Below are 25615 nucleotides of genomic sequence, written 5' to 3' on the forward strand. Positions count from 1 at the left end.
CTTTGGGTCTTGCGTGTACTGCGCTGTCGCGCCCGTGCTCACTTCCGCCATGCCGCGATCGGGTTGCCCAGCCAGCGGGTGTCCGCGGGCACGCTCTCCCCGCGCATGACCAGCGATGCCGGACCGACGGTGGCCCGGTCGCCGATCACCGCGCCGGGCAGCGCGATGCCGTGCGGGCCCAGTGTCGCGCCCGCTCCGAGAACGACATTGTCCATGCGCATGATCCGGTCATGGAAGAGGTGGGTCTGGACGACACATCCGCGATTGACGCTCGCGCCGCTGCCGACGCTCACCAGGTCCGCCTCGGGCAGCCAGTAGGTGTCGCACCAGGCACCGCGTCCGATGCGGGCGCCCAGGCCGCGCAGCCACAGGTTCATCAGCGGGGTGCCGGCGCTCGCGCCGACCAGCCACGGCACGGCCAGCACCTCGACGAAGGTGTCCGCGAGCTCGTTGCGCCACACGAACGACGACCACAGCGGGTGCTCGACGGCCTTGAACCGGCCCACCAGCAGCCACTTCACCGCGATCGCCACCAGGCACGCCACCACACCGGCGGCGAACAGCACCGCTCCGCCGAGCAGCATGGCGACGGCGAATCCGTACCGGGCCGCCAGCAGTTCGAAGACCGCGAGCCCGAGGACGGCGAGCGCGACGCTGCACATCACCGGCACGATCCGGCAGAGCTCGACGCAGGCGCGCGCCCACTTCAGCCGGGCGGGCGGGGCGAAGGTACGGCTCTGGTCGCTCTCCTCCGCCGAACGCGGCAGCTTCATCGGAGGCATACCGAGCCAGGACGAGCCCGCCTTGGCCCGCTTCGGGGTCGACGACAGCACACCGACGAGACCGCGCTTGGGCACCCGGCGCCCGGCGGCGGTCATCCCGGAGTTGCCGAGGAACGCGCGCTTGCCGACCCGGGCCTCGGCGATCCGCAGCCAGCCGCCGCCGAGTTCGTAGGAGCCCACCATCGTGTCGTCGGCGAGGAACGCGCCGTCGCCGACCGTGGTCATCGCGGGGAGCGCGAGCACCGTCGACGCCTCGACGCCGCGGCCCACCTTCATGCCCAGCGCCCGCAGCCACACGGGCGTGAACAGGCTCGCGTAGAGAGGGAAGAGATGGACGCGCGCCATGTCCATCAGCCGCTCGGTCGCCCATGCCTGCCAGGCGATCCGGCCGTGCACGGGGTGATGGCCCTCGCGCAGGCCGACGCCGAGCGTACGGACGCCGGCGACGATCAGCAGGGCGTAGCCGACCATCGCCACCAGCGTGGCGAGCGGTACGGCGGTCAGCGCGGCGGCCAGGGCGTCACCGAGCCCGTGCGTGCCGTCCACGAAGGCGCCCATCACCAGCAGCGCGGGCAGCGCCGCGAGCGCCGGCAGCAGGCCGAGGAACAGCGAGGTCAGGGAGTAGACGGCGGTCCAGCGGCGTCTGCGCTGCGGACGGCCTTCGGGGAGCCGGCGGTTGGCCTTGCCCTTGCGGGTGGCCGGTACGCCGGACCAGCGCTCGTCGGCCGGCACGGCCCCGGTCACGCCGGAGCCGGGCGCGATCTCCGCGCGCTTGCCGATCCGCGCGCCGGGGAAGAGCGTGCTGCGGGCGCCGACGGTGGCACCGGCGCCGATGCGTACGGCTCCGATGTGCAGCCGGTCCCCGTCCAGCCAGTGGCCGGAGAGGTCCACCTCGGGTTCCACGGCGCTGCCGCGGCCGAGCCGGAGCATGCCGGTCACCGGCGGCAGGGAGTGCAGATCGACGTCCTCGCCGATCCGGACGCCGAGCGCGCGGGCGTAGTAGGTGAGCCAGGTGCCCGCGAGGTTGGTCGCGCCGCTGAGTTCGGCGAGACGTTCGGCGGCCCACACGCGCAGATGGGTACCGCCGCCGCGCGCGTACGTGCCGGGGCGCACCCCGCGCAGCAGCATCCGCGCGCCGCCGGCGGCGATGACGATCCGGCCGGCCGGGCTGAGGAACAGGAGCCAGCCGAGCGCCACCCACCACCAGGAGACGGTGGGGGCCCAGGGCAGGGCGACGACGTTGTTGACGGCGGCCGCGACCACCGACCAGCGCAGCCCTGTGACGGTCAGCAGCGGCAGCATGAGCAGGATCTGCGCGATCCCGGTCCCGCGCGGCACCGGCCGCACCGGGCGGGACTTCGTGCTGCGCGGGGAGGTCCGCTCCAGCGTGAGCGCGAGGGCTCCGAGCGTGGGGTTCTGGTAGATGTCGCCGACGGACCCGGTGGCGTACTGCTCACGGATCCGCGAGACGAGCTGTGCGGCGGCGAGGCTGCCGCCGCCACCGGCGAAGAAGTCGGCGTCGGGCCCGCTCACCGGCACGCCCAGGAGGTCGGTCCACTGCTCGGCGAGCCATGCCTCGGTCTCGGTGAGCTCGGCGGCCTGAGCGCTGTCGCCGGTGCCGGTGTTCGGCAGCGGCCAGGGCAGGGCGTTGCGGTCGACCTTGCCGGAGGTGCGGGTCGGCAGATCGTCGACGACGGCGATGAGCGGGACGAGTGCGGCGGGCAGCTCCTTGCGCAGCCGCGCGAGCGAGTCGTCGAGGTCGAACGCGACAGCGGCGACGGGCACGGCATCGATATCGGCATCGGCATCGGCATCGGCATCGGCGTCGGCATCGGCATCGGCATCGGTGTCCGCATCGGCGGCGTCCGGTGCATCGGCGGGCGCGTCCGTCCCCTGGGCCACCGCGCCGGCGCCCTCGGTCCGCGGCACCTCGGCGGAGTCGTCGAGCGGGTCCGCGGGCGTCACGCCGTCCGGCGCCGCCGGTACGACGTAGCCCACCAGCAGCTGGTGGCCCGCACCGGTCGTGCGGACCGCCGCCGCCGCGCCGGCCACGCCCGGCAGCGCCTGGAGCGCCGCGTCGATCTCGCCCAGTTCGATGCGGCGGCCGCCGAGCTTGATCTGCTCGTCGGCGCGGCCCACGAACAGCAGGCCCTCCTCCTCCGCGCGCACCAGGTCACCGCTGCGATAGGCGCGGTCCCAGCCGAGTGCGGGCAGGGGTGCGTACTTCTCGGCGTCCTTCGCCTCGTCCAGGTAGCGCGCCAGGCCGACGCCGCCGATCACCAGCTCACCGGTCTCGCCCATCGCCACGACCTCGCCGCGGCCGTCCACGACGGCGAGCTCCCAGCCGTCGAGCGGAAGGCCGATGCGCACCGGGCCCTCACCGGTCAGCGGGGCCGCGCAGGCGACGACGGTGGCCTCGGTGGGGCCGTAGGTGTTCCACACCTCGCGGCCGGTGACCGCCATGCGTTCCGCCAGCTCGGGCGGGCATGCCTCACCGCCGAAGATCAGCAGACGTACCTCGTCGAGCGCTTCCGCGGGCCACAGGGCCGCGAGTGTGGGGACCGTCGAGACGACGGTGATGCGCTGTTCGACGAGCCAGGGGCCGAGGTCGAGTCCGGTGCGGACGAGGGAGCGGGGGGCGGGCACCAGGCAGGCGCCGTGCCGCCAGGCCAGCCACATCTCCTCGCAGGAGGCGTCGAAGGCGACGGAGAGGCCGGCGAGGACGCGGTCGCCGGGGCCGAGCGGGGCGCCGGCGAGGAAGAGTCCGGCCTCCGCGTCGACGAACGCCGCGGCGTTGCGGTGCGTGACGGCGACGCCCTTGGGCTTGCCGGTGGAGCCGGAGGTGAAGATGATCCACGCGTCGTCGTCGGGCGCCGGCCTACGGCCGGTGTCGCCGCCGGGGGCGCTGCTCGGGACGATGGTGCGGCCTTCGCCGATGACGGCGCTCACCGCGGCCTCGGTGAAGACGAGGTCGGCGCGCTCGTCGGGGTCCTCGGCGTCGACGGGGACATAGGCGGCGCCGGCCGCGAGGACGGCGAGGATGGAGACGTACAGGTCGGCGGTCCCGGAGGGGACCCGTATGCCCACCCGGTCGCCGGTCCCCGTGCCGGTCTCGGCGAGCTGCCGGCGCAGCGTCTCGACCTCGTCGAGGAGCGCACGGTAGGTGAGGGGTGCGACGCCGTCGTCGACGGCGAGAGCGTCCGGGTGGCGGCGGGCGGTCTCGTCGAGGATGTCGACGAGAGTGCGCTCGGGTGCGGCGCCGCCGGCGGTGTAGAGCGCCGGGGAGGGCGCTTCGGCCAGAAGGGTTTCGAGGAGAGCCGGGGTCTCCGGGGCGACGGTCATGCAGTCCGCCGTTCGCCGGCGGACAGATCCCCGGGACCGGGCTCGCCCCGGTCGACACGCCACGGGCTGGTACGCATCTCTCACTCTCCCTCGGTCGTGGAGTGCGCTGCGAATCCCCATTCCGCGCACGGCAAACGAGGAGTTTATCCAGCGTTGACCCGACTCGCCTGTTGTCCGGGGCACTGGGCGAGTAAGTGGCACTGACCCGCCGGACCCCCGACGGTCGGTCATCGTCGCAGCTCGCCCCATCGAATCGGGGAACGGGGAAAGACCGGGATGGCGGTCTACCGGCGCGTAGAGAAATGTCCGACTGTGGCGAAGGGCACGCACGAATCGGCCCTTATCCCCCTCCACAGGGTGCCGGTCACGTCACCCCGGGTGACTCCGGAGCCCTTTTCCGGACCCCTGGTCCGCTGGACGCCGGTCCGCCCGACGCCTGCCACGGCGGGCGCCGTGGTGGTGCGCCGTCACCGGTAGAGGCCCTCGATCTCCGTCGTGAAGTCCCGAGCGATCGCGCTCCGCCGCAGCTTCAGCGATGGCGTCAGATGGCCGCCCTCCTCCGTGAAGTCCCCTTCCAGAACACGGAAGCGGCGGATCGACTCGGCCCTCGACACCAGCCGGTTCGCCTCGTCCACCGCGCGCTGGAGCGTCGCCAGCAGGTCCTCGTCCACGGCCAGTTGGGCCGCCGTGAGGTGCTGCTTCTTCTTCATACGGCACCAGTGCGCGATGCCATCGGGCTCCAGCGTCAACAGGGCGGTGACATAGGGGCGGTTGTCGCCGACCACCATGCACTGGCCGACGAGCGGATGTGCGCGCAGCCAGTCCTCCAGCGGCGCCGGGGCGACGTTCTTCCCGGCCGAGGTGATGAGAATGTCCTTCGTGCGTCCGGTGATGGTCAGATAGCCGTCCGCGTCGATCGAGCCGAGGTCGCCGGTGGCGAACCAGCCGTCCCGGGTCACCGGCACGATCGCACCCCGCTCCCGGTCCCAGTACCCGCTGAACACCTGGCCGCCGCGGAGCAGCACCTCACCGTCGTCGGCGATCCGTACCGCCGTTCCGGGCAGTGGCCAACCGACCGTGCCCATCCGGGGCTTGAGCGGCGGCGTCACGGTGGCAGCGGCCGTCGTCTCGGTGAGCCCGTACCCCTCGAAGACCTGGACACCGGCTCCGGCGTAGAAGGCGGCGAGCCGGCGTCCGAGCGGTGAGCCTCCGCAGATCGCGTACCGGACCTTTCCGCCGAGTGCCGCACGGATACGCCGGTAGACCAGCGGGTCGTACAGCGCGCGGGCGGCTCGCAGGGAGCGCGAGGGCCCCGGGCCGGTGCCGTGGTGGGCCGCCTCCATCGCCTCCCCGTAGCGCCGGGCGATCCTCGCCGCCCGGTCGAACGACGAGGCCCGGCCGAGCTTTTCGGCCGTCGCGCGGCCGGTGTTGAAGACCTTCTCCAGGACATAGGGGATGGCGAGCAGGAAGGTGGGCCGGAAGCCGGCCAGGTCGGCGAGCAGGTCCTCGGTCCGGATGGAGGGTGCGTGCCCCAGCCGTACACGGGCCCGCAGACAGGCCACCGCCACCATCCGCCCGAAGACGTGGGACAGCGGCAGGAAGAGCAGCGTGGCGGCGGGTTCACGGCTCAGCGACCGGAAGACCGGGTGCAGCAGCTCGATCGCGTTGTCCACCTCGGCGAAGAAGTTCCCGTGGGTGAGGACACAGCCCTTGGGGCGGCCGGTCGTTCCCGAGGTGTAGAGCAGTGTCGCGACCGACTCCGGCCCCAGGCCGCCCCGCCGCGCGGTGACGACCGTGTCGGGTATCTGCGCGCCCGCCTTCATGAGCGTGTCCACCGCGCCCGTGGCGAACGCCCACAGCCGGGTGAGGTCGGGCAGTTGCCTGCGTTCCTGGCTGATCAGCCGCGCCTGGGCGGTGTCCTCCACGACGCACGCCACGGCCCCCGAGTCCTGGAGGATCCAGCGGGCCTGGAAGGCGGACGAGGTCGGGTAGACGGGGACGGTGATCAGCCCGGCGGCCCAGGCCGCGAAGTCGAGCAGCGTCCACTCGTAGGTCGTACGGGACATGATCGCGAGCCGGTCGCCGGGGCGCAGCCCCTCGGCGATCAGGCCCTTGGCCACTGCCAGCACCTGATCCGCGAACTCCCCGGCCGTCACGTCCTTCCAGTCACCGCCGGGGCCCTTGCGGCTGAGGACGGCGTCGGCGGGCGCCTCGCGCGCGTTGTCGAAGGGGATGTCGGCGAGCGAACCGTGGCGGACCACGGGCATGAGCGGCGGCAGACGGACCTCGCGTACGACACCGCCCTGAAGGCTCTTGCTCGGCTCGACCGGTTCGACGGTCACGGGCGACTCCTTGTGCGCGTGGGACGTGCGGGGGTGTGGCTGCGGGGCAACGGCCCCACGGGAGGGCGGGGTTCAGGCGCGTTCGAGGATCGCCGTGACCCCCTGGCCGCCCGCCGCGCAGACCGAGACGAGTCCGCGGCACGGACCCTCCCGCTCCGCCAGCAGCGTGGCGAGCGTGGCGACGATCCGCGCGCCCGTCGCGGCGAACGGGTGCCCGGTCGCGAGCGAGGAGCCGGCGACGTTCAGCCGCGCCCGGTCCACGGGAGCGAGGCCCTGCTTCTCCCAGGCGGCCAGCGTGGCGAGCACCTGTGAGGCGAACGCCTCGTGGATCTCCACCAGATCGAAGTCGCCGAGGGAGAGCCCGGCCCGCTCCAGCATCCGGGGGACGGCGTACGCGGGTGCCATCAGCAGTCCGTCCCGCCCGCCGACATGGTCGACGGCGGCGGTCTCGTACGCCGTGAGGAAGGCGAGCGGCCGCAGCCCCCGCGCCGCCGCCCAGTCCTCGCTCGCCAGCAGCACGGTGGCCGCGCCGTCGGTGAGCGGAGTGGAGTTGGCGGCGGTCATCGTCGCGTCGGGGTGGCCGGTCCCGAACACCGGCTCGAGCGTGGCGAGCTTCTCCACGGTGGAGCCGGGCCGCAGATTCCCGTCCCGGGCCAGGCCCCGGTACGGCACGACGAGGTCGTCCAGGAGCCCGCGGTCGTACGCCGCCGCCAGCCGTCGGTGGCTCTCGACGGTCAGCTCGTCCTGCTCGGCGCGGCCGATCGCCCACTCCCGTGCGGTGATCGCGGCGTGCTCCCCCATCGACAGTCCGGTGCGGGGTTCGGCGTTGCGCGGGATGTCGGGCACGAGATGCCCCGGCCGGATCCGTGCGAGCGCCCGCAGCCGGCCGCCCGCGCTCTTCGCGCGGCGCGCTTCCAGCAGGATCCGGCGCAGGTCGTCGTTGACGCCGAGCGGTGCGTCGCTCGCGGTGTCCGCGCCGCCCGCGATCCCGCTGTCCACCGCGCCGAGCGCGATCTTGTTCGCCACGGCGATGATCGCCTGGAGCCCGGTGCCGCACGCCTGCTGGATGTCGTACGCGGGGGTCCGCGGGTCGAGTGCCGAGCCGAGGACGGTCTCCCGCGCGAGATTGAAGTCGCGGCTGTGCTTGAGAACGGCGCCGGCGACGAACTCGCCCACCGCGTCCGGCTCCTGGAGGCCGTACCGCTCGACGAGCCCGTCCAGCGCGGCGCCCAGCATCTCCTGGTTGGAGGCGGTGGCGTAGGCACCGTCGGACCTGGCGAAGGGGATACGGCTGCCACCGATCACCGCGATCCGGCGAGGCGCGTGAGCGAACATCTCGACCAGCTCCTGACTTGTCAGTAACCTTACTCTGGAGTAAATCTACGACCGAGCTGGGAGCAAGGACAATGGCCGATCGCTATCTGCACCTCACCCGCACAGCACCCGGCCGGTTTCTGACCCGGCGGCTCGGCCTGCCCCAGCCGCACCCGCTGCGCCGCTGGAGCTCCGACGCCCCCGCGCTGGACGGTCCGCTGCTGCGGCTCACCGCCGGGAGCTCGGCGCTGCGGGAGCCGCTGTCCGACGCGGGACTGCCGCTCATCGCGCCGGACGAGGGACCCGCGGAGCGGCAGACGCCGGCCGCCCTCGTCCTCGACGCGACCGGTATCAGCTCCGCCACCGGACTCGCCGAGGTGCACGCGGCGCTGCACCCGGCCGTACGGTCGCTCGGGGCAGGCGGCCGGGTGGTCGTCCTCGGCTCACCGCTGTCGGCGGACGATCATCACCAGGCCGCCGCCCAGCAGGCGCTGGAGGGATTCACCCGCTCCCTGGGCAAGGAGCTGGGCCGCGGACGCACCGCCAACCTCGTCCGCCTCACCGCTCCCGCCGCAGCCGAGTCGACCCTGCGCTTCCTGCTCTCGCCCAAGTCGGCGTACATCAGCGGGCAGGTCATCGAGCTCGCCGGGCGCGCGGTGGACGAGGAGCGGGCGGCGGTCGACGGGCAGGCCGCGGATCCCGCGCGCCCGCTCGCGGGCCGTACCGCTCTGGTCACCGGCGCGGCACGCGGCATCGGGGCGGCCGTCGCCGAGACCCTCGCCCGCGACGGCGCGGACGTCCTCTGCCTGGACGTGCCCTCGGCCGAGGCCGACCTCCGGGCCACCGCCGACCGGATCGGCGGCACCGCGCTCACCCTCGACATCACCGCCGCCGACGCGGCCGACCGCATCACGGCCGCACTCCCCGGCGGCCTCGACATCCTGGTCCACAACGCGGGCGTCACCCGCGACCGGCGCCTCGTCAACATGCCCGCGGACCGGTGGAGTTCGGTCCTGGACGTCAATCTCACCGCCGTACTCGACATCACCGACGCGCTCCTGAAGGCCGGGGTGGTCGGGGACGGCGGCCGGATCGTCGCGACCTCGTCCATCGCCGGTATCGCCGGGAACACCGGCCAGACCAACTACGCGGCGAGCAAGGCCGGGATCATCGGCCTCGTCCGCTCCCTCGCTCCCCGCGTCGCCGACCGGGGCATCACCGTCAACGCCGTCGCGCCCGGCTTCATCGAGACCCGGATGACGGCCGCCGTCCCGCTGTTCGTCCGGGAGGCGGGACGCCGGATGAACTCCCTCGCCCAGGGCGGGCTCCCCGTCGATGTCGCGGAGGCCACGGCCTGGTTCGCCCACCCCGGGTCCGGTGCGGTCTCCGGTCAGGTGCTGCGCGTCTGCGGCCAGAGCCTGCTGGGAGCCTGACGTGCCACTCGCCCTCACCTTGGCCCGTGGGGCCCTCACCTCACCGATGAAGCGCGGCATCCACGCGGACGCCGAACTGCCCGCGACCCGGATCGGCGGCCCCGTCCGCATCGATCCCGCGCGCCTCGCCGCGTACGCCCGCATCTGCGGCTTCCCCGGCGACGGACCCCTCCCGCTCCCCTATCCGCATGTCCTGGGCTTCCCGCTCGTCATGCGCCTGATGGCCGCCCGGCGCTTCCCGCTCCCGCTGCTCGGGCTGGTCCACACCCGTATCGAGATCACCGGGCACCAGCCGCTGCACCCGAAGGACATGCCGGTCCTGACCGTCCACGCCGAGGCGCTCACCCCGCACCGGCGGGGCACCGAGGTCACGATCGTCACCCGGGCGCACCGGGACGACGACCTCGTGTGGGAGTCCCGCAGCGGCTATCTGGCCCGGCACCGGACGTCGTCGGAGACAGACCGCCCGGCGCCCGGGACGCGGCACCGGACGTCGTACGACACGGGCCGCCGCGCGCCGGAGACAGGGCTCCTGGCCACCGGCCACCCCGCCCCCGACGAGCGTCTGCCCGCCGTCGGCACCTGGCAGCTCCCGGCGGACCTGGGACGCCGCTACGGCGCGGCCTCCGGCGACCGCAACCCCATCCATCTGCATCCGCTGACCGCCAGGGCCTTCGGCTTCCCCCGGGCGATCGCCCACGGGATGTGGACCTTCGCCCGCTGCCTCGCGGAGTCGGATTCCCCACGACTCACGGCGGCGAGCGCCGAGTTCAGGGCCCCGGTGCTGTTGCCCGCGTCCGTGACGTACGCCGCCGAGCCGGCCGGCTCCGGCACCGCGTTCCAGCTCCGCAGCGGCGACCGGATCCATCTCAGCGGGAGGACCAGCGTTCACCCTTCATGAGCTCGCCGAGGCCCATCCAGGCGAAGTTCATGAGCGTCGCGGCGGCTTCCTTCGCCGATACCGTGCCGGTCTGGTTCATCCACCCGGCCAGCGACTCGGCCGCGCCGACCAGCGCCTGCGCGAGGCCCGCCACGTCCCGGTCGGCCAGTTCGGGGTCCTGCCGGGCCGCTCCCGCCTCGCGGGCCGCGGTCGCGATCAGACCGGTCACGAAGGTGACGATCTCGTCGCGCATCGCGGCCACTTCGAGCGCGAACGGTTCCCCGTGCGTCCGCGCCTGCTGGTGCAGCACGGCCCAGCCGTCCGGGTGCTCGGCGGTGTGCGTGAAGAAGGCCGCGAGGCCGGCCCACAGCTGCCGGTCCGCCGGCAGCCCCGGCTCCACCGCCGCCTCCACGGCCGCGATGAGCGCGGCGGCCTCACGGCGGATGCACGCCGTGAACAACTCCTCCTTGGAGTTCAGATACAGGTAGACCAGGGGCTTGGAGACCCCCGCCAGCTCGGCGATCTCGTCCATCGAGGCCGCCCGGTAGCCGCGCTGCCCGAAGGTCTGCACAGCGGCGTCCATCATCTGCCGCTCGCGCACCGCCCTCGGCATGCGCTTGCTCTTCACGCCCTTCACCGCACTCATCTCAGAACATCCCTCCGCCCCCGCACCCCTACTCCGCGGTAAGCCTACGGCCAGCCGCAAGGCGGCACGACGCGTAAAGACCCCCCTCCCTTACGGAAGGGGGGTCTCACGCTGTTCACCTACGCGCCACGACCTGGTCAGGCGGCGACGGGCACCGCCGTCTTCTGTTCGGTCGCGCGCGGCTCGGCCTCGTCGATCGGGGACGAGGTGGCCGAGTTGTACGCGTCGTGGTCCAGGATCTTCTCCCGGGCCGCGACGATCACGGGCACGAGCGCCTGACCGGCGACGTTCGTCGCGGTCCGCATCATGTCCAGAATCGGGTCGATCGCCATCAGCAGACCCACGCCCTCCAGCGGGAGACCCAGCGTGGACAGCGTCAGGGTGAGCATCACGGTCGCGCCGGTGAGACCCGCCGTGGCCGCCGAGCCGACGACCGAGACGAAGGCGATCAGCAGGTAGTCCTGGATGCCCAGCTGCACATCGAAGATCTGCGCGATGAAGATCGCCGCCAGCGCCGGGTAGATCGCGGCGCAACCGTCCATCTTCGTCGTCGCGCCGAACGGGACGGCGAAGGACGTGTACTCCTTGGGCACACCGAGCCGCTCGGTGACCTTCTGGGTCACCGGCATCGTGCCGACCGAGGAGCGCGAGACGAACGCCAGCTGGATCGCGGGCCAGGCACCCCGGAAGAACTGGATCGGGTTGACCTTGGCGACCGTCGCGAGCAGCAGCGGGTAGACGCCGAAGAGGACCAGCGCGCAGCCGATGTAGACGTCGGCGGTGAAGGTCGCGTACTTGCCGATCAGGTCCCAGCCGTAGTCGGCGATGGCGAAGCCGATGAGGCCGACGGTGCCGAGGGGCGCCAGCCGGATGACCCACCACAGGGCCTTCTGGAGGAGCTCCAGCACGGACTCGCTGAGGGTGAGGATCGGCTGGGCCTTCTCACCGAGCTTGAGTGCGGCCACGCCGGCGACGGCGGCCATGAAGACGATCTGCAGGACGTTCAGCTCGGTGAACGGCGTGATGACGTCCGTGGGGACGATGCCGGTGAGGAAGTCGATCCAGCTGCCCGCGTGCTCGGGCTTCTCGCCGTCCTTCGGGGTCAGGCCGGTACCGGCGCCGGGGTTGGTGATCAGGCCGATGGCCAGACCGATCGCGACGGCGATCAGCGAGGTGATCATGAACCAGAGCAGGGTGCGGGTGGCCAGCCGTGCGGCGTTGTTGACCTTCCGCAGGTTGGTGATCGACACCAGGATGGCGAAGAAGACCAGCGGCGCGACAGCGAGCTTCAGCAGCTGGACGAAGATGTCGCCGACCTGCTCCAGCGTCTTGTAGAGCCAGTTGATGTCCTGGCTGCGGGCGAGCCATCCGAGCAGGACACCGAGGACGAGACCGGCGACGATCTGGGCCCAGAACGGGACCTTGGGTATGCGGAAACCGGAGCCCGAGGGCTCTTCCGTCGTGGTGGACGCGGCGTTCGCGGACACGGACACACTCCAGTTGCGGCGTATCGGGTGGATACGGCGGATGCGGGGACACAGGGGATGCGGGCCATACGGAGCAAGGAGAGCGGCGCCCGGTGCGCGATGGCGCGGCGCCGCTGAGATGCCGGGGTCAGACCGAGCGGCAACAGACCGCGGACATACAGCGGCAGAGATCGACATGCAGGCGCGCCACGAGCGGGGGGCTCGCGGCATCGTGGAGGCGCACTGCTGTCGTCACGTCGAACACGTTAACACTTGAACTTTGAGCTACTCAAAGAACCCCTTTGAGGGCGGGGAATCCCAAGTGGCCCTCGGGGCAACGGAAAACCCCGGCGGAAGCGACTGCTTCCGTCCGGGGTGTGTGACGCAGACAACGTCCGCGGAGTGCGACGGACGTGTGCGCCGCGCTCCGCGCACGGGGTGCGGGGCGTGTGACGCGGACTGTCGTGCGAGGGTGACGCGGACCGTCGTCGGGGTGGGCTGGGCGCGGGCTACTGCACCGCGCCGTCCTCCTGCGACCGGTTGGCGTCCAGGCGCGCTTTCGCGTGGTCGACCTTGGTGACGATCTGCTCGGACATCGCGTCGCGCTGCTTGCGCAGCAGGACGAAGCTGAGCGGCGCGGAGATGAGGAGCGCCAGCAGAACGACCCAGACGAAGTTGGAGTCGCCGAGTCCCTTGGGGAGCGCGCCGATCTGCACGAGACCGCCCACGGCGAGGAAGCAGCCGATGAAGATGGCGAGGCGCAGAGTGGTGTACCGGATCGCGGCGCTCGACTTGGCGGACACGGTGGGCCTTCTCTCTTCGTACGACAGATCGTGCCAAACCAGTGAAGCACGACCCCCGGCGGCTCAGTACAGCGGTAGCAGCATCACGACGTCGTCGCGGTCGTCGCCCTCGGCGACCCGGATCGCGCCGGGCACCCGGCCGACTTCCTTGTAGCCGCAGGCCTCGTAGAACCGGTCGGCGCCGGTGCCGCCGCGGCAGGTCAGCCGTATCGCCTCTATGCCGTCCAGACCCCGGGCGGCCTCGGCCGCGGAGGCCAGGAGGTCGCGGCCGTATCCCTTGCCCTGATGGGTGGGGTGGACCATGACCGTGTAGAGCCAGATCCAGTGCCGCATGAGCCGGTGCGTGTTGAGGGTGAGGAAGGCGGCGGCGGCGACCTCGCCGTTCGCGTCCTGACCCACGAGCAGCCGGGTGCGGCCCTCGGTCATCGACGTGAGGTGCTTGACCAGTTCGGGCCGCACGGCATCGGCCGTGACCGGGGGCACGAAGCCGACGGCGCCGCCCGCGTTGGACACATCGGTCCAGAGCGTGACGAGGCCGTCGTGCAGCGTGCGGTCGACGGCGGGATCCAGGGTGAACGCCAGGGCCATCAGAGGCGCATGGGCTGCGGCGACTCACGACGGTCGGCGTCCGGGCCCGGGTACTCGCGGATGATCTCGTAGCGGGTGTTGCGCTCGACGGGCCGGAAGCCGGCGTCGCGGATCAGGTCGAGCAGATCGTCGCGGGTCAGCTTGTTCGGCGTGCCGTAGTTGTCCGCGTCGTGCGTGATCTTGTACTCGACGACCGAACCGTCCATGTCGTCGGCGCCGTGCTGGAGCGCGAGCTGGGCGGTCTGCACACCGTGCATCACCCAGAACACCTTGACGTGCGGGACGTTGTCGAACAGCAGCCGGGAGACCGCGAAGGTCTTGAGCGCCTCGGCCCCGGTCGCCATGGTGGTGCGCGCCTGGAGGCGGTTGCGGACCTTGCCGTCCTGCATGTCGACGAAGTCGTGCTGGTAGCGCAGCGGGATGAAGACCTGGAAACCGCCGGTCTCGTCCTGGAGTTCACGCAGCCGCAGCACGTGGTCGACGCGGTGACGGGGCTCCTCGATGTGCCCGTACAGCATCGTGCTCGGGGTCTTCAGACCCTTCGAGTGCGCGAGGCGGTGGATGCGCGACCAGTCCTCCCAGTGGGTGCGGTGGTCGACGATGTGCTGACGCACTTCCCAGTCGAAGATCTCGGCGCCGCCGCCGGTGAGCGACTCGAGGCCCGCCTCGATCAGCTCGTCGAGGATGTCGGAGGCCGACATCCCGGAGATCGTCTCGAAGTGGTGGATCTCGGTGGCGGTGAAGGCCTTCAGCGAGACGTTGGGCAGCGCCTTCTTCAGCTCGCTGAGGGACCGCGGGTAGTAGCGCCACGGCAGGTTGGGGTGGAGGCCGTTGACGATGTGCAGCTCGGTGAGGTTCTCGCCCTCCATCGCCTTGGCGAGGCGGACGGCTTCCTCGATGCGCATCGTGTACGCGTCCTTCTCGCCCGGCTTGCGCTGGAACGAGCAGTAGGCGCACGACGCGGTGCACACGTTCGTCATGTTGAGGTGACGGTTGACGTTGAAGTGGACGACGTCGCCGTTCTTGCGCGTGCGCACCTCGTGGGCGAGGCCCCCGAGCCAGGCGAGATCGTCCGACTCGTAGAGGGCGATACCGTCCTCACGGGTCAGCCGCTCTCCGGCCCGGACTTTCTCCTCGAGCTCGCGCTTGAGTCCCACGTCCATGTGCGACGGCCTCCCATACGTATGCCAATCGGGCTCCACCAACCCAGCAAGACTACGTCCAGCTCTCCTCGGGCAAGTCGCCGACCCGGTTCTCCCACTTCGTGGACAGCACGATGGTGGTACGGGTGCGGGAGACGCCCCGGGTGCCGGACAGCCTGCGGATCGTCTTCTCCAGACCGTCCACGTCGCTCGCCCGCACCTTGAGCATGTACGAGTCGTCGCCCGCGATGAACCAGCAGTCCTCGATCTCGGCGAGGTCCTTCAGCCGGCGGGCCACGTCCTCGTGGTCGGCGGCGTCGGAGAGCGAGATGCCGATGAGCGCGGTGACACCGAGACCGAGCGAGGCCGAGTCGACGGTGGCGCGGTAACCGGTGATGACGCCCGCCGCTTCGAGGCGGTTGATGCGGTCCGTGACGCTCGGCCCGGAGAGGCCCACAAGCCGTCCGAGCTCGGCGTACGAGGCTCTGCCGTTCTCCCGCAGCGCCTGGATGAGCTGCCTGTCCACCGCGTCCATATGCCTGGAGCCTTCCATTGTTCAGCGATCCAGCGAGTTTACGTATAGAATCTAAGGCATGCAGGGGCAGTGACCCTGCGATTCCTTCAAAAAATCAGCGACGATCCTTCAGGAGCGTGCTTCACCGTGTACACGATCGAGATGGCCCACGCCCACATGCGACAGCTTCAGGAGCTGGCCAACCGCTCGCGTGCCCACCACCCCGCGGCCGCCCGCCGCACCGACAAGGCGCGCAAGGCCGGCAAGAAGGCCTGAGGGGGAGTCTTCGGACACCCCCTAATCCGTACGAGAGCCACCGAGCTCTCCTTCCCAGCGGCGGTAGAGCCGGTGCGGCACCCCTGCCGCGTCCAGCACCCGCCCGGCGACGAAGTCCACCAGGTCCTGGATGTGCGTCGCCCCCGCGTAGAACGCAGGAGAGGCGGGTAGCACCACGGCGCCCGCCTCGTCCAGCGTCACCAGATGCCGGAGCGTCTGCCCGTTGAGCGGAGTCTCGCGGACCGCGACCACCAGGGGCCGGCGCTCCTTGAGCGTCACGCTCGCCGCCCGCTGGAGCAGATCCTTCGACAGTCCGAGCGCCACCCCGGCCACCGACGCCGTCGACGCCGGCACGATCAGCATCCCCTTGACGGGATACGACCCCGAGGACGGCCCGGCGGCCAGATCCCCTGCGGCCCAGTGCCGGACGTCGTCCACGTCCACCGCGAAGGTGCCCGGCTTGCCGTCGGCACCGCGCGCCAGCCACTCCCGCAGATCGTCGCGCCAGTGCGCGTCACGGAAGGCGATGCCGGTCTCGTCGAGCAGCGTCAGCCGCGACGCCCGGCTGACCACCAGGTCCACACTCTCGCCCGCGGCGAGCAGGCCACGCAGTACGGCGGCGGCGTACGGCGTCCCGGACGCGCCGGACACTCCGACGATCCAGGGCCGGCGGCCGTTCACTTCTCCTTGCTCCACACAGTGAGCCTATCCGGCGGCGCGGACCCGGAACCGAACGCGGTGGGCCTGACGTTCCCCGGCCGGGGTCAGGCGGCCGAGGGGTCCACGGGCAGCGCGGCGGTGTCGACCGAGAGCGTCCCGATGCCGCTCGCCACGGTGACCTGCTTGCCGTACGGGATCGTGTCCCGCCCGAGGTAGCCGTCGGGACCCGGGTTCCACAGCGTCACGCAGTGCCGCCGGTACGGGTCGAAGATCAGGTAGTGCGGAATGCCGCGCCGCGCGTACGCCCGGTCCTTGACCTCGTAGTCGTTGCGCACACTGCTCGGCGAGACCACCTCGATCGCGATCTCGATGAGTTCGGGAGAGTACGCGCTGAGGTTCTTGGCCACCTCGGCGGCGGGGATCACGGCGAGGTCGGGGCAGAACTCGTTGGTGTCGTCCATGGGTACGGCGACATCACTGAGGAAGCCCCACTCCTCCGGGACCTGGGACTCCAGCGCGTTCCACACACGCCGGATGGTCTCGGCATGGTGTGGTTCGACCGGACTCATCACGATGTTGCCCTCGACAATCTCCGTCCGGTATCCGGGGAACATGTCCTCGAACCGGCTGAGCTGCGCGTGCAGGCGGTCGCTCTCCGAGATGGTCACGTCGGCCTCCATTCCCTGCACCCGATGGTAGGCGCACCGTAGCTACACGGTCAGGCCGCGAACCAGAAGATCGAGCAGCGCACACACGAACAGGGCAATGCCGATGAACCCGTTGACCGTGAAGAACGCCCTGTTCAGCCGGGACAGGTCGTGCGGGCGCACGATCGAGTGCTCGTAGAGGAACGCCGCCGCCACCAGCGCGAGGCCCAGCCACAGGAACACGCCCGCGTCCGTCGCCAGCGCGTACCAGACGAAGAGCGCCATCGTCACGACGTGGCAGCCGCGTGCGCCGTACAGCGCCGCCGGGATGCCGAACCGGGCCGGGACCGACTTCACGCCGTGGGCCCGGTCCGCCTGGACGTCCTGGCAGGCGAAGATCAGGTCGAAGCCGCCGATCCAGATGCCGACCGCGAGTCCGAGGATCACCGCGTCCCACGACCACGACCCGGTGACCGCGATCCAGGCGCCGACCGGGCCCATGGCCTGGGCGAGACCGAGGATGGCGTGCGGGAAGTCGGTGAACCGCTTGCCGTACGGATAGACCACCATCGGAATCACCGCGATGGGCGCGAGCGCCAGGCACAGCGGGTTCAGCGCGGCGGCGGCGCCCAGGAAGACCACCAGGGCGACGAGCGCCCCGGTCCACGCCGAGCGCACACTCACCGCTCCGGTGACCAGTTCGCGCGAGGCCGTGCGCGGGTTCCGGGCGTCGATCTCCCGGTCGATGATGCGGTTGCAGGCCATCGCGAAGGTCCGCAGCCCCACCATCGCCACGGTGACGAGCAGCAGCCGGCCCCAGTGGATGTTCTTGTCCAGCTCGAACATCGCGGTCAGCGCGGCGATGTAGGCGAACGGCAGCGCGAAGACCGAGTGCTCGATCATCACCAGGCGCAGAAACGCCTTGGTGCGTCCGCGCTGCGGCGCCGGGCCCGGACGGGCCACGCCGTCGGCGGTCGTCATCATCCGAGGTTCCTCCGGAACAGTTCGAGCTCGGCGCGAAGGTCCTCCGTGGACATGGAGCCGATCTCCACATCGAGCGGAGAGGACTCCGGCGGGGTGAGCCGCGCCAGGAACGCGAAGCCCCCACCGGCCGGGCGACCGTCCAGGCGCAGCAGCCCTCGGCCTGACACCGTCAGCGTCTCGGTGAACTCCGCCTCCGGGTCGTCCAGGGCGGCCAGCAGCCGCTCCGCGAAGTCGGCCGCCGCCGCGTCGCCGAACTCGGGCAGCGCGACCTCCAGCCCCTCGCCGTCCGTACGGTCGGCGATCAGCTGCCACAGGCCAGACGGCCCGGCGAACTCCTCGGGGGTGACGCCCGCGCGCTCGGCCGCCTCGCGTACCTCCGGCCGGGTGGGGTCGATCTCCGGGCGCAGCAGGGCGACGCACGGTGTGTCGGCCCCGAGGAACAGGGCGGGGCCGCCCACGGCGATCGGGCTCACAGGCCGTACTCCTTCCAGCGGCGGTCGACCTTCGCCGCCGTCTCCGGGTCGGACTCGACCATCTCCGGCCAGCCGCCGTCCCGGGTGTATCCCTCCTCGGGAAGCTTCCGCGTCGCGTCGATGCCCGCCTTGCCGCCCCAGAACTGCTGGTAGGAGGCGTGGTCGAGATGATCCACCGGCCCCTCGACCACGGTCAGGTCCCGGGCGTAGTCGGTGTTGCCGAGGGCGCGCCAGGAGACCTCGTGCAGATCGTGCACGTCGCAGTCGGCGTCGACGACCACGATCAGCTTCGTCAGCGACATCATGTGCGCGCCCCAGATCGCGTGCATGACCTTCTGCGCGTGCTTCGGGTACTTCTTGTCGATCGAGACGATCGCGCAGTTGTGGAAGCCGCCCGACTCGGGGAGGTGGTAGTCCACGATGTCCGGCACGATGATCTTGAGCAGCGGCAGGAAGAAACGCTCCGTCGCACGACCCAGCGGACCGTCCTCGGTCGGCGGACGGCCCACCACGATGGACTGGAGCAGCGGCCGCTTGCGCATGGTCACACAGTCGATGGTGAGCGCCGGGAACGGTTCCTGCGGCGTGTAGAAGCCGGTGTGGTCGCCGAACGGCCCCTCGGGAAGCGTCTTCCCGGGCTCCAGCCAGCCCTCCAGCACGACCTCGGCCTGCGCCGGGACCTGGAGCGGAACGGTCTTGCAGTCGACCATCTCGATCCGCTTGCCCGAGACGAAGCCCGCGAACAGGTACTCGTCGATGTCGCCCGGGAGCGGCGCCGTGGAGGCGTAGGTGACCGCGGGCGGGCAGCCGAAGGCGATCGCGACCGGCAGCCGCTCCCCGCGCCTGGCCGCCACCTGGTAGTGGTTGCGGCTGTCCTTGTGGATCTGCCAGTGCATGCCGATGGTGTTCCGGTCGTGGCGCTGGAGCCGGTAGAGACCGAGGTTGCGCACCCCCGACTCCGGGTCCTTCGTGTGCGTCAGCCCCAGGTTGAAGAAGGAGCCGCCGTCCTCGGGCCAGGTGAACAGCGCCGGCAGCCGGTCCAGGTCGACGTCGTCGCCGTGCAGGACGACCTCCTGCACCGGGGCGTCCTTCACCTTCTTCGGCGGGACGTGCACCATCGTGCCGAGCTTGCCGAACGCCTCGCGAACCCCGACGAAACCGTGCGGCAGCTCGGGCTTCAGCAGCCCGCCGATCTTGTCGCTGATCTCGGAGTAGGACTTCAGTCCGAGCGACTTGAGCAGCCTGCGGTCCGTACCGAACACGTTCATCGCCAGGGGCATCGCCGAGCCGCGCACGTTCTCGAAGAGCAGGGCCGGGCCGCCGGCCTTGTTCACCCGGTCGACGATCTCGCCGACCTCGAGATACGGGTCGACCTCGGCCTTGATGCGCTTGAGGTCACCCTCGCGCTCCAGCGCCCTGAGCAGGGAGCGAAGATCGTCGTAAGCCATGCGCTCCAGTATCCGGTACGAGCTACCCTGGCCGCGTCACCGGGGCCCGTTCCGCGCCCTTCCGCCTCTTCCTGGGGGACCGTACGACCATGCTCAGGTATCTGCCCTTCCTCCTGGTCCTGGCCCTGTGGATCTACGCCTTCATCGACTGCCTGAACACTCCCGAGAAGGAGGTCCGGCACCTGCCGAAGGTCGTCTGGGTGATCATCGTGCTGCTCTTCGGAGAGGTACTGATCGGCCCCGTCGCCTGGCTGGTCGCGGGCCGCCCCCGCAAGGGCGCGCGAGGCGGCGGCTCGCCGTTCGAGCGTCGCCGCACCCAGTGGGTCGCCCCGGACGACAACCCCGACTTCCTCAAGTCCCTGAAGGACGAGAAGGCCGAGAAGGACGCACGGGCGGCGAAGGACGCGGACGAGGCCCAGGCGGCGAAGGACGCCGACGCGGAGGAGCTGCGGCGCCGCGAGCGCGAGGAAGACGACCGCTGAGAGGACTTCGGTGACCGGACGCGGGATTCCCACCATCGATCTGCGCCACTGGCACGAAGGGGGCACAGCGGACCGCGCGGACCTCGCGGCGGTCGTCGACGAGGCCCTGCGCCGCGCGGGCTTCCTGCTCGTCACGGGTCACGGAGTCGACCCTGAGGTGCGGGCGGAGATCCGCGGCGCGGCACGGGAGTTCTTCCGGCTGCCGCGGACGGTGAAGGAGCCGTACGCGGTACGCCCCGGCGGCCGCGGCTGGCTCGGCCCGGGCGCCGAGGCCAACGGCTATGCGGAGGGCACCGAGACACCGCCGGACCTCAAGGAGTCGCTGTCCTTCGCGGCCGACGAGCCGACCGGCGACGCGGCCGTCGACGCCGAGTGGTTCCTGCCCAACACCTGGCCCGGTGAGGTGCCCCGGCTCAAGGCGCTGGTCGAGACGTACCTCGGGCAGATGCGGGCCCTGTCGGACGGTCTTCTGGAGCTCCTCGCGGTCGCGCTCGGCGAGCCGGAGTCCTTCTTCACCCGCCACACGGGACACCCGACCTGGGGCTTCAACATCAACTGGTACCCGAGCCGGGACCGCATCGGAGACCCGCAGCCGGGCCAGTTCCGCATCGGCCCGCACACCGACTTCGGCACGGTCACGGTCCTCGACCGGCAGGAGGGCAGGGGCGGCCTCCAGGTCTTCACCGACGAGGCCGGCTGGGAGGACGCGCCCTTCGCCCCGGACGCCTTCACCATCAACATCGGTGATCTGATGGCCCGCTGGACGGACGGCCGCTGGCGCTCGGGCCGTCACCGGGTGCTGCCTCCGCCGGCGGACGCGCCCGCGGAGGAGCTGATGTCGCTGGTCTTCTTCTACGAGTGCGATCCGGGCACCGACGTGCGCGGCGTGGACTCGCACGTCCACCTGCGCGCCCAGCTGGACGCGATCTCGGCGGACTGACCCGGCCCCACCGGCGGAGACGGTGGCCACCCGTTGCGGAGCAACGGCGTCCAACTGTCCGCACGGCAAAGGCCGGTTCCGGTGACGTGGGTCACAGGAACCGGCCTCGGCGAGGAGTGGGAGTCTCAGACGCCCGCGTAGCTGTGCTTGCCGGTCACGAAGATGTTCACGCCGTAGTAGTTGAACAGCCAGCAGCCGAAGGCGATCAGTGCCAGGTAGGCGGCCTTGCGGCCCTTCCAGCCGGCCGTCGCGCGGGCGTGCAGGTAACAGGCGTACGCGACCCAGGTGATGAAGGACCAGACCTCCTTGGGGTCCCAGCCCCAGTAGCGGCCCCATGCGTCGCCCGCCCAGATCGCGCCCGCGATGATCGTGAACGTCCACAGCGGGAAGACCGCCGCGTTGACGCGGTAGGCGAACTTGTCCAGCGAGGCCGCGGACGGCAGCCGGTCGAGGACCGAGGTGGCGAAGGCGCCGGGCCTGCCGCCCTTGGCGAGCTTGTTCTCGTACGAGTCGCGGAAGAGGTACAGCGCCGTGCCGACCGCGCCCAGGTAGAACACCGCGCCGCAGATGATCGCGGTGGAGACGTGGATCCACAGCCAGTACGAGTGCAGCGCCGGTACGAGCTGGTCGCTCTCGGTGTAGAGCACGGTGGTCGCGATGCCCAGGTCCAGCAGGACCGTGGTGACCAGCGGCAGACCGACCCAGCGGATGTTCTTCTTCGCGAGCAGGAACGCGAGGTACGCGCCGACCGCCACCGTGGAGAAGGTGATGGAGAACTCGTACATGTTGCCCCAGGGGGCGCGCTGCACCGACATGGCCCGTGCGACGACGCCGCCGGCCTCGATGAGGAACGCGAGAACGGTCAGCGAGACGGCGATCCGTCCGTACAGATCGCCCTTCTCCGTGCCGCCGGCAGCGCCGGGCCCGTCCGGGACGTCGCGGGTGCCCGCCGCCGAGCGCGTGACGATCTTCGGCCGGTCGAGCACGGCGGTCGAACCGCCCTGCTTCGAGCGGACCGTGACCGCCGGGGCCGCGGCGGAGGCGGCACCGGTCAGCGCGGCGGCCGTGCGGCCGACCTTGCTGCGGCTGCCGAAGACCCACTCGGCGATGTGGGCGAAGAAGGCCAGCGTGTAGACGGCCATCGCCGAATAGATCAGCACATTGCTGATGTTCGCCAGGTTCTCGTTGGTTGCGGCGGCGAGAGTCACTTCTCAGCCCCTTCGGAAGAAACTTCCACTGGTTCGGGCGCGGTGGGCGCCTCTGTGTTGAGGGTCGCGGCCAGGTCGGCCAGTTCTTCGGGCAGCTTCGCGGACTCGCTGCGACCGAGGCCCGCCATCTCGACGACGGTGACACCGTCGTCGCCGGTGACGGCCCGCACCCAGACGCGGCGGCGCTGGATGAACAGGGAGCCGATCAGACCCGCGATGGCGACGATCGCTCCGGTCAGCGCCCAGCCGGTGGCCGGCTGGTGCGTGATCTGGAACGTCGCCCACTCCTTCACGTCCTTCTCGAACGTGATGGAACCCGCGCCGTCGGGGAGCGTCAGGGTCTCACCGGGCAGCAGGTTCTTCTTCAGGATGTTGCCGTCGGCGTCCTTGAACGGCTTCATCTTGCGGCTGTCGAGCTGGTACACGTTCTGCGGCAGACCCGAGTCGACGCCCAGGCTGCCGTGGTAGGCGCCGACGTTCAGCACCGGGAACTCCAGCCCCGGGAACTGCGAGAACATCTGGCCCTTGCCCTTGCCCGCGTACGTGGGCACGAACATCGCCGGGAAACCGAGCTGGTCCTTCCTTCCGGTCTTGTCCCGGTAGCCGTCCATCACCTTGATCGCGCCGGTCGAGGTGACGTTGTTGTCGATGGGCAGCAGCGGCACGGCGCCGTTGAAGACCACGTTGCCCTTGCCGTCCCGGACGGTGACGACGGGCGCGTACCCGTGGCCGTTGAGATAGACCTTGGTGTCGTCGAACACCAGGGGCTTGTTGACCTCGATGGTCTTCGTGCCCTCGGTGCCGTCGGCGCGCGTGAAGGAGACGGCGGCCTCATAGGTGCGCGGCGTACCGCGCTGCGGGCCGCTCTTGGCGTACGTCCCCGTGAACCGGTCGAGCGTGAAACTGAACGGCGACAGCTCGTCCGTGCTGAACAGCGAGCCGGACTTGAAGTCGTCGTACTGGGTGAGCGTGTTGGAGAACCCGTCGCCCTCGACGATCAGCTTGCCGCCCTCGGACTTGAAGAGCTGACCCGCGGCGAACGCCACCAGCATCACGATCAGCGCGATGTGGAAGAGGAGGTTGCCGGTCTCGCGCAGATAGCCCTTCTCGGCGGCGACGGCGTTGCCGACGGTGTGGGCGCGGAACCGGCGGCGCCGCAGGATCGTGAGCGCGGCCTCACGTACGTGCTCGGCGTCCTGCTCCGTACGCCACGTCGTGTACGCGGGCATCCGGTTCAGCCGGCCCGGCGCGCCCGGCGGGCGGCTGCGGAGCTGGCCGACGAACTGCCAGGTGCGCGGCACGATGCAGCCGATGAGAGAGACGAACAGCAGGATGTAGATCGCCGAGAACCACACCGAGCTGTAGACGTCGAAGAGCTGGAGCCGCTCGAAGAGGGGCGTCCAGAACTCGTGGGTGGCCTTCCACGACTGCACCTTCAGCTCGTCCACGCTGTTCTGCGGCACGAGCGAGCCCGGGATCGCGCCCAGCGAGAGCAGGAACAGCAGGATCAGCGCGACCCGCATCGAGGTCAGCTGCCGCCAGAACCAGCGGGCCCAGGCGACGACCCCGAACGAAGGCCCGGAGACGGGGGCCTCCTCGACGGGGGCGGTGGAGAGCTGCGCACCGGCGGCGGCGTACTCCCCGCTGTCCCGCTGCTCTTCGGTCTCGGTCTTGCTCATGGATCAGATCCCCACCTGGAAGCCTTCGGACCAGCCCTGCATCTCCTGGACCATGCTGTCCCACGCACCTGTGAGCAGCAGCAGACCGGTCGCGACCATCATGCCGCCGCCGATCCGCATCACCCACGCATAGTGCCGCTTGACCCAGCCGAACGCGCCGAGCGCCTTGCGGAACGCGATCGCGGCGAGGATGAACGGCAGCCCCAGCCCGACGCAGTACGCGGCGGTCAGGATCGCCCCGCGGCCCGCGCTGGCCTGTTCAGCGGCGAGCGCGTTGACCGAGGTCAGGGTGGGTCCGATGCACGGGGTCCAGCCGATGCCGAACAGGGCGCCCAGCACCGGCGCGCCGACCAGCCCGGTCACCGGCCGCTTGTGGAAGCGGAATTCACGCTGGGTGAACCACGGCATGAGGCCCACGAAGAAGATCCCCATGACGATCATCAGCACACCGAGGACGGTGGTCAGCGTCTCCCGGTGCTCCTGGAGCGTCCAGCCGAAGTAGCCGAAGAGCGCGCCGCCGGAGATGAAGACGGCGGAGAAGCCGAGGACGAAGAGCGCCGCGCCGGCGGCCATCCGGCCCCGCCTGGCCTCGGCGAGGTCGGTTCCGGTGACCCCCGTGACGTACGAGAGGTAGCCGGGGACCAGCGGCAGGACGCACGGCGAGAAGAAGGAGACCAGCCCTCCGAGTACGGCGATGGGCAGGGCGAGCAGCAGGGCCCCGCTGAAGACCGTCTCGTTCATCACTTCTCCGCGATCAGCGGTTCGACGAGCTTGCGCAGTTCGCTCTCGTCGAGCGCCTTCAGCGAACGCGCGGCGATCTTTCCGTCACGGTCGAGGACGATCGTGGAGGGAATGGCCTGCGGATTGAGACTGCCCTTCGGGAAGCCCGTGACGATCAGCTTGCCCGCCGGGTCGTAAAGGCTCGGGTACTCGATGCCGTAATCCTTCTCGAAGGAGATGGCCGGGCCCTTGTTGGCGTCACGGGTGTTGATCCCGACGAACTCCACGCCCTTCGGCTTGGTCTCCTTGGCCACCTTCGCGAAGTGCCGCGCCTCGGCACGGCACGGCGGGCACCAGGAACCCCAGACATTCATCACGACGACCTTGCCCTTGAGGTCGGCGATGTCGAGCTGCGCGCCGTCGAGGGTCTCACCGGCGAGCTTGTGGGGCGCCGTGCGCTTCCCCTTCGCCACGGTGGAGATGCCGCCCGTGTCGGTGACGAAGTTGGTGTCGCCGCCACCGCCCGACTTCCCTGAGTCCTCGCCGGTGCAGCCGGACAGGACGAGCGCGCCGGCCGCGGCACAGGAGGCCAGCAGGACGGCGCGGGGGGCACGGCGAATACTCATGTGAAAAGTTTCGCATGGCGCTTCCGGCGATCTTCCGCGCCCCCCTGCGCGTCCGTGGGGCCGTGTGTCAGGCGGTCTTGAAGAAGGTGTTCCAGCCGCCCGCCGGGGCCTGGCCGACCTCCAGCGAGCAGAGCTTGGCGAGCACCTGCGGGTCCTGGACGTCGAGCCAGTCGCAGAACTGCCGGAAGGACACGAGCCGTACGTCCTTCTTTCCGGCCAT

General features: G+C 70.8%; 23 protein-coding genes. 5 read left to right on the forward strand and 18 right to left on the reverse strand.

Annotated elements, in window-relative coordinates:
- Nucleotides 1-38 precede the first annotated feature (38 nt).
- From ACFWU3_RS31590 to ACFWU3_RS31600, 3 genes are all read right to left on the reverse strand, one after another.
- Complete coding sequence (locus tag ACFWU3_RS31590) at nucleotides 39-4124, reverse strand: Pls/PosA family non-ribosomal peptide synthetase (protein ID WP_384444475.1); 4086 nt, start codon at nucleotides 4122-4124, stop codon at nucleotides 39-41.
- Nucleotides 4125-4591: 467 nt separating this feature from the next.
- On the reverse strand, nucleotides 4592-6466 hold the full coding sequence (locus ACFWU3_RS31595) for an AMP-dependent synthetase/ligase (protein WP_384444476.1): 1875 nt from the start codon (nucleotides 6464-6466) through the stop codon (nucleotides 4592-4594).
- A gap of 72 nt (nucleotides 6467-6538) precedes the next feature.
- Entirely contained in the window at nucleotides 6539-7801 is a 1263-nt protein-coding gene (locus ACFWU3_RS31600; protein WP_384444477.1) for an acetyl-CoA C-acetyltransferase, read from the reverse strand.
- A gap of 71 nt (nucleotides 7802-7872) precedes the next feature.
- Between ACFWU3_RS31600 and ACFWU3_RS31605 the strand changes: the two genes are divergently transcribed.
- Nucleotides 7873-9213: a 3-oxoacyl-ACP reductase gene (locus tag ACFWU3_RS31605; RefSeq protein ID WP_384444478.1), complete on the forward strand. Its 1341-nt coding sequence runs from the start codon at nucleotides 7873-7875 to the stop codon at nucleotides 9211-9213.
- 1 nt (nucleotide 9214) lies between these two features.
- Nucleotides 9215-10114 (forward strand): MaoC family dehydratase, encoded by a 900-nt coding sequence (locus ACFWU3_RS31610; RefSeq protein WP_384444479.1) that lies wholly within the window; start codon nucleotides 9215-9217, stop codon nucleotides 10112-10114.
- Here the strand turns inward: ACFWU3_RS31610 and ACFWU3_RS31615 are convergent.
- From ACFWU3_RS31615 to ACFWU3_RS31640, 6 genes are all read right to left on the reverse strand, one after another.
- A complete protein-coding gene (locus ACFWU3_RS31615) occupies nucleotides 10083-10739 on the reverse strand; it encodes a TetR/AcrR family transcriptional regulator (RefSeq protein WP_384444480.1) in 657 nt (218 codons plus the stop codon). The genes ACFWU3_RS31610 and ACFWU3_RS31615 overlap by 32 nt on opposite strands.
- 137 nt (nucleotides 10740-10876) lie before the next feature.
- Nucleotides 10877-12226 carry a dicarboxylate/amino acid:cation symporter gene (locus tag ACFWU3_RS31620; RefSeq protein WP_313944787.1) on the reverse strand — a complete coding sequence of 450 codons (1350 nt, stop codon included), beginning with the start codon at nucleotides 12224-12226 and terminating at the stop codon, nucleotides 10877-10879.
- Nucleotides 12227-12714: 488 nt separating this feature from the next.
- Nucleotides 12715-13008 (reverse strand): DUF4229 domain-containing protein, encoded by a 294-nt coding sequence (locus ACFWU3_RS31625; RefSeq protein WP_313944788.1) that lies wholly within the window; start codon nucleotides 13006-13008, stop codon nucleotides 12715-12717.
- 63 nt (nucleotides 13009-13071) lie between these two features.
- Complete coding sequence (locus tag ACFWU3_RS31630; protein ID WP_384444481.1) at nucleotides 13072-13596, reverse strand: GNAT family N-acetyltransferase; 525 nt, start codon at nucleotides 13594-13596, stop codon at nucleotides 13072-13074.
- Nucleotides 13596-14759, reverse strand: a complete 1164-nt coding sequence (mqnE, locus tag ACFWU3_RS31635; RefSeq protein ID WP_384444482.1) for an aminofutalosine synthase MqnE — start codon at nucleotides 14757-14759, stop codon at nucleotides 13596-13598. Before mqnE ends, ACFWU3_RS31630 begins: the two co-directional genes overlap by 1 nt.
- 52 nt (nucleotides 14760-14811) lie before the next feature.
- Nucleotides 14812-15273, reverse strand: a complete 462-nt coding sequence (locus ACFWU3_RS31640) for an Lrp/AsnC family transcriptional regulator (RefSeq protein WP_313944791.1) — start codon at nucleotides 15271-15273, stop codon at nucleotides 14812-14814.
- Nucleotides 15274-15399: 126 nt separating this feature from the next.
- On the opposite strand from ACFWU3_RS31640, the gene ACFWU3_RS31645 reads away from it, so the two are divergent.
- On the forward strand, nucleotides 15400-15528 hold the full coding sequence (locus ACFWU3_RS31645) for a hypothetical protein (protein WP_340478198.1): 129 nt from the start codon (nucleotides 15400-15402) through the stop codon (nucleotides 15526-15528).
- Between the two features lie 21 nt (nucleotides 15529-15549).
- Here the strand turns inward: ACFWU3_RS31645 and ACFWU3_RS31650 are convergent, their stop codons facing one another.
- The 5 genes from ACFWU3_RS31650 to ACFWU3_RS31670 form a co-directional block, all read right to left on the reverse strand.
- Entirely contained in the window at nucleotides 15550-16209 is a 660-nt protein-coding gene (locus tag ACFWU3_RS31650; protein WP_384444490.1) for a UbiX family flavin prenyltransferase, read from the reverse strand.
- Nucleotides 16210-16292: 83 nt separating this feature from the next.
- Entirely contained in the window at nucleotides 16293-16856 is a 564-nt protein-coding gene (locus tag ACFWU3_RS31655) for a Uma2 family endonuclease (protein ID WP_384444483.1), read from the reverse strand.
- A 42-nt stretch (nucleotides 16857-16898) separates the two neighbouring features.
- Nucleotides 16899-17819 (reverse strand): menaquinone biosynthesis prenyltransferase MqnP, encoded by a 921-nt coding sequence (mqnP, locus tag ACFWU3_RS31660; RefSeq protein ID WP_384444484.1) that lies wholly within the window; start codon nucleotides 17817-17819, stop codon nucleotides 16899-16901.
- Nucleotides 17816-18292 carry a hypothetical protein gene (locus tag ACFWU3_RS31665; protein ID WP_384444485.1) on the reverse strand — a complete coding sequence of 159 codons (477 nt, stop codon included), beginning with the start codon at nucleotides 18290-18292 and terminating at the stop codon, nucleotides 17816-17818. Before ACFWU3_RS31665 ends, mqnP begins: the two co-directional genes overlap by 4 nt.
- Nucleotides 18289-19740 (reverse strand): menaquinone biosynthesis decarboxylase, encoded by a 1452-nt coding sequence (locus tag ACFWU3_RS31670; protein ID WP_327681465.1) that lies wholly within the window; start codon nucleotides 19738-19740, stop codon nucleotides 18289-18291. The genes ACFWU3_RS31665 and ACFWU3_RS31670 overlap by 4 nt, the downstream gene beginning before the upstream one ends.
- Nucleotides 19741-19829: 89 nt before the next feature.
- Between ACFWU3_RS31670 and ACFWU3_RS31675 the strand changes: the two genes are divergently transcribed.
- Both ACFWU3_RS31675 and ACFWU3_RS31680 read left to right on the forward strand, forming a co-directional pair.
- Nucleotides 19830-20222, forward strand: a complete 393-nt coding sequence (locus ACFWU3_RS31675; RefSeq protein ID WP_384444486.1) for a PLD nuclease N-terminal domain-containing protein — start codon at nucleotides 19830-19832, stop codon at nucleotides 20220-20222.
- Nucleotides 20223-20232: 10 nt separating this feature from the next.
- Complete coding sequence (locus tag ACFWU3_RS31680) at nucleotides 20233-21162, forward strand: isopenicillin N synthase family dioxygenase (RefSeq protein WP_384444487.1); 930 nt, start codon at nucleotides 20233-20235, stop codon at nucleotides 21160-21162.
- A 125-nt stretch (nucleotides 21163-21287) separates the two neighbouring features.
- Here ACFWU3_RS31680 and ccsB read toward each other — a convergent pair whose 3' ends face one another.
- The 4 genes from ccsB to ACFWU3_RS31700 are packed head-to-tail and all read right to left on the reverse strand — an operon-like array spanning nucleotide 21288 to nucleotide 25395.
- Nucleotides 21288-22370, reverse strand: a complete 1083-nt coding sequence (gene ccsB / locus ACFWU3_RS31685; protein WP_313944798.1) for a c-type cytochrome biogenesis protein CcsB — start codon at nucleotides 22368-22370, stop codon at nucleotides 21288-21290.
- Complete coding sequence (locus tag ACFWU3_RS31690; protein WP_384444488.1) at nucleotides 22367-24049, reverse strand: cytochrome c biogenesis protein ResB; 1683 nt, start codon at nucleotides 24047-24049, stop codon at nucleotides 22367-22369. Before ACFWU3_RS31690 ends, ccsB begins: the two co-directional genes overlap by 4 nt.
- Before the next feature lie 3 nt (nucleotides 24050-24052).
- Nucleotides 24053-24790, reverse strand: coding sequence for a cytochrome c biogenesis protein CcdA (locus ACFWU3_RS31695; RefSeq protein WP_327681476.1), 738 nt, complete (start codon nucleotides 24788-24790; stop codon nucleotides 24053-24055).
- Nucleotides 24790-25395: a TlpA family protein disulfide reductase gene (locus tag ACFWU3_RS31700; protein WP_384444489.1), complete on the reverse strand. Its 606-nt coding sequence runs from the start codon at nucleotides 25393-25395 to the stop codon at nucleotides 24790-24792. Before ACFWU3_RS31700 ends, ACFWU3_RS31695 begins: the two co-directional genes overlap by 1 nt.
- Between the last annotated feature and the right edge of the window lie 220 nt (nucleotides 25396-25615).

It is taken from the genome of Streptomyces sp. NPDC058685 (assembly GCF_042714725.1).
GTDB lineage: Bacteria > Actinomycetota > Actinomycetes > Streptomycetales > Streptomycetaceae > Streptomyces.

Coding starts and splice junctions, on each gene's coding strand:
- ACFWU3_RS31590 (WP_384444475.1), bottom strand. CDS start 4,124: ATGACCGTCGCCCCGGAGACCCCGGCTCTCCTCGAAACCCTTCTGGCC.
- ACFWU3_RS31695 (WP_327681476.1), bottom strand. CDS start 24,790: ATGAACGAGACGGTCTTCAGCGGGGCCCTGCTGCTCGCCCTGCCCATC.
- ACFWU3_RS31690 (WP_384444488.1), bottom strand. CDS start 24,049: ATGAGCAAGACCGAGACCGAAGAGCAGCGGGACAGCGGGGAGTACGCC.
- ACFWU3_RS31615 (WP_384444480.1), bottom strand. CDS start 10,739: ATGAGTGCGGTGAAGGGCGTGAAGAGCAAGCGCATGCCGAGGGCGGTG.
- ACFWU3_RS31600 (WP_384444477.1), bottom strand. CDS start 7,801: ATGTTCGCTCACGCGCCTCGCCGGATCGCGGTGATCGGTGGCAGCCGT.
- ACFWU3_RS31675 (WP_384444486.1), top strand. CDS start 19,830: ATGCTCAGGTATCTGCCCTTCCTCCTGGTCCTGGCCCTGTGGATCTAC.
- ACFWU3_RS31670 (WP_327681465.1), bottom strand. CDS start 19,740: ATGGCTTACGACGATCTTCGCTCCCTGCTCAGGGCGCTGGAGCGCGAG.
- ACFWU3_RS31640 (WP_313944791.1), bottom strand. CDS start 15,273: ATGGACGCGGTGGACAGGCAGCTCATCCAGGCGCTGCGGGAGAACGGC.
- mqnE (WP_384444482.1), bottom strand. CDS start 14,759: ATGGACGTGGGACTCAAGCGCGAGCTCGAGGAGAAAGTCCGGGCCGGA.
- ACFWU3_RS31630 (WP_384444481.1), bottom strand. CDS start 13,596: ATGGCCCTGGCGTTCACCCTGGATCCCGCCGTCGACCGCACGCTGCAC.
- ACFWU3_RS31605 (WP_384444478.1), top strand. CDS start 7,873: ATGGCCGATCGCTATCTGCACCTCACCCGCACAGCACCCGGCCGGTTT.
- ACFWU3_RS31700 (WP_384444489.1), bottom strand. CDS start 25,395: ATGAGTATTCGCCGTGCCCCCCGCGCCGTCCTGCTGGCCTCCTGTGCC.
- mqnP (WP_384444484.1), bottom strand. CDS start 17,819: ATGATGACGACCGCCGACGGCGTGGCCCGTCCGGGCCCGGCGCCGCAG.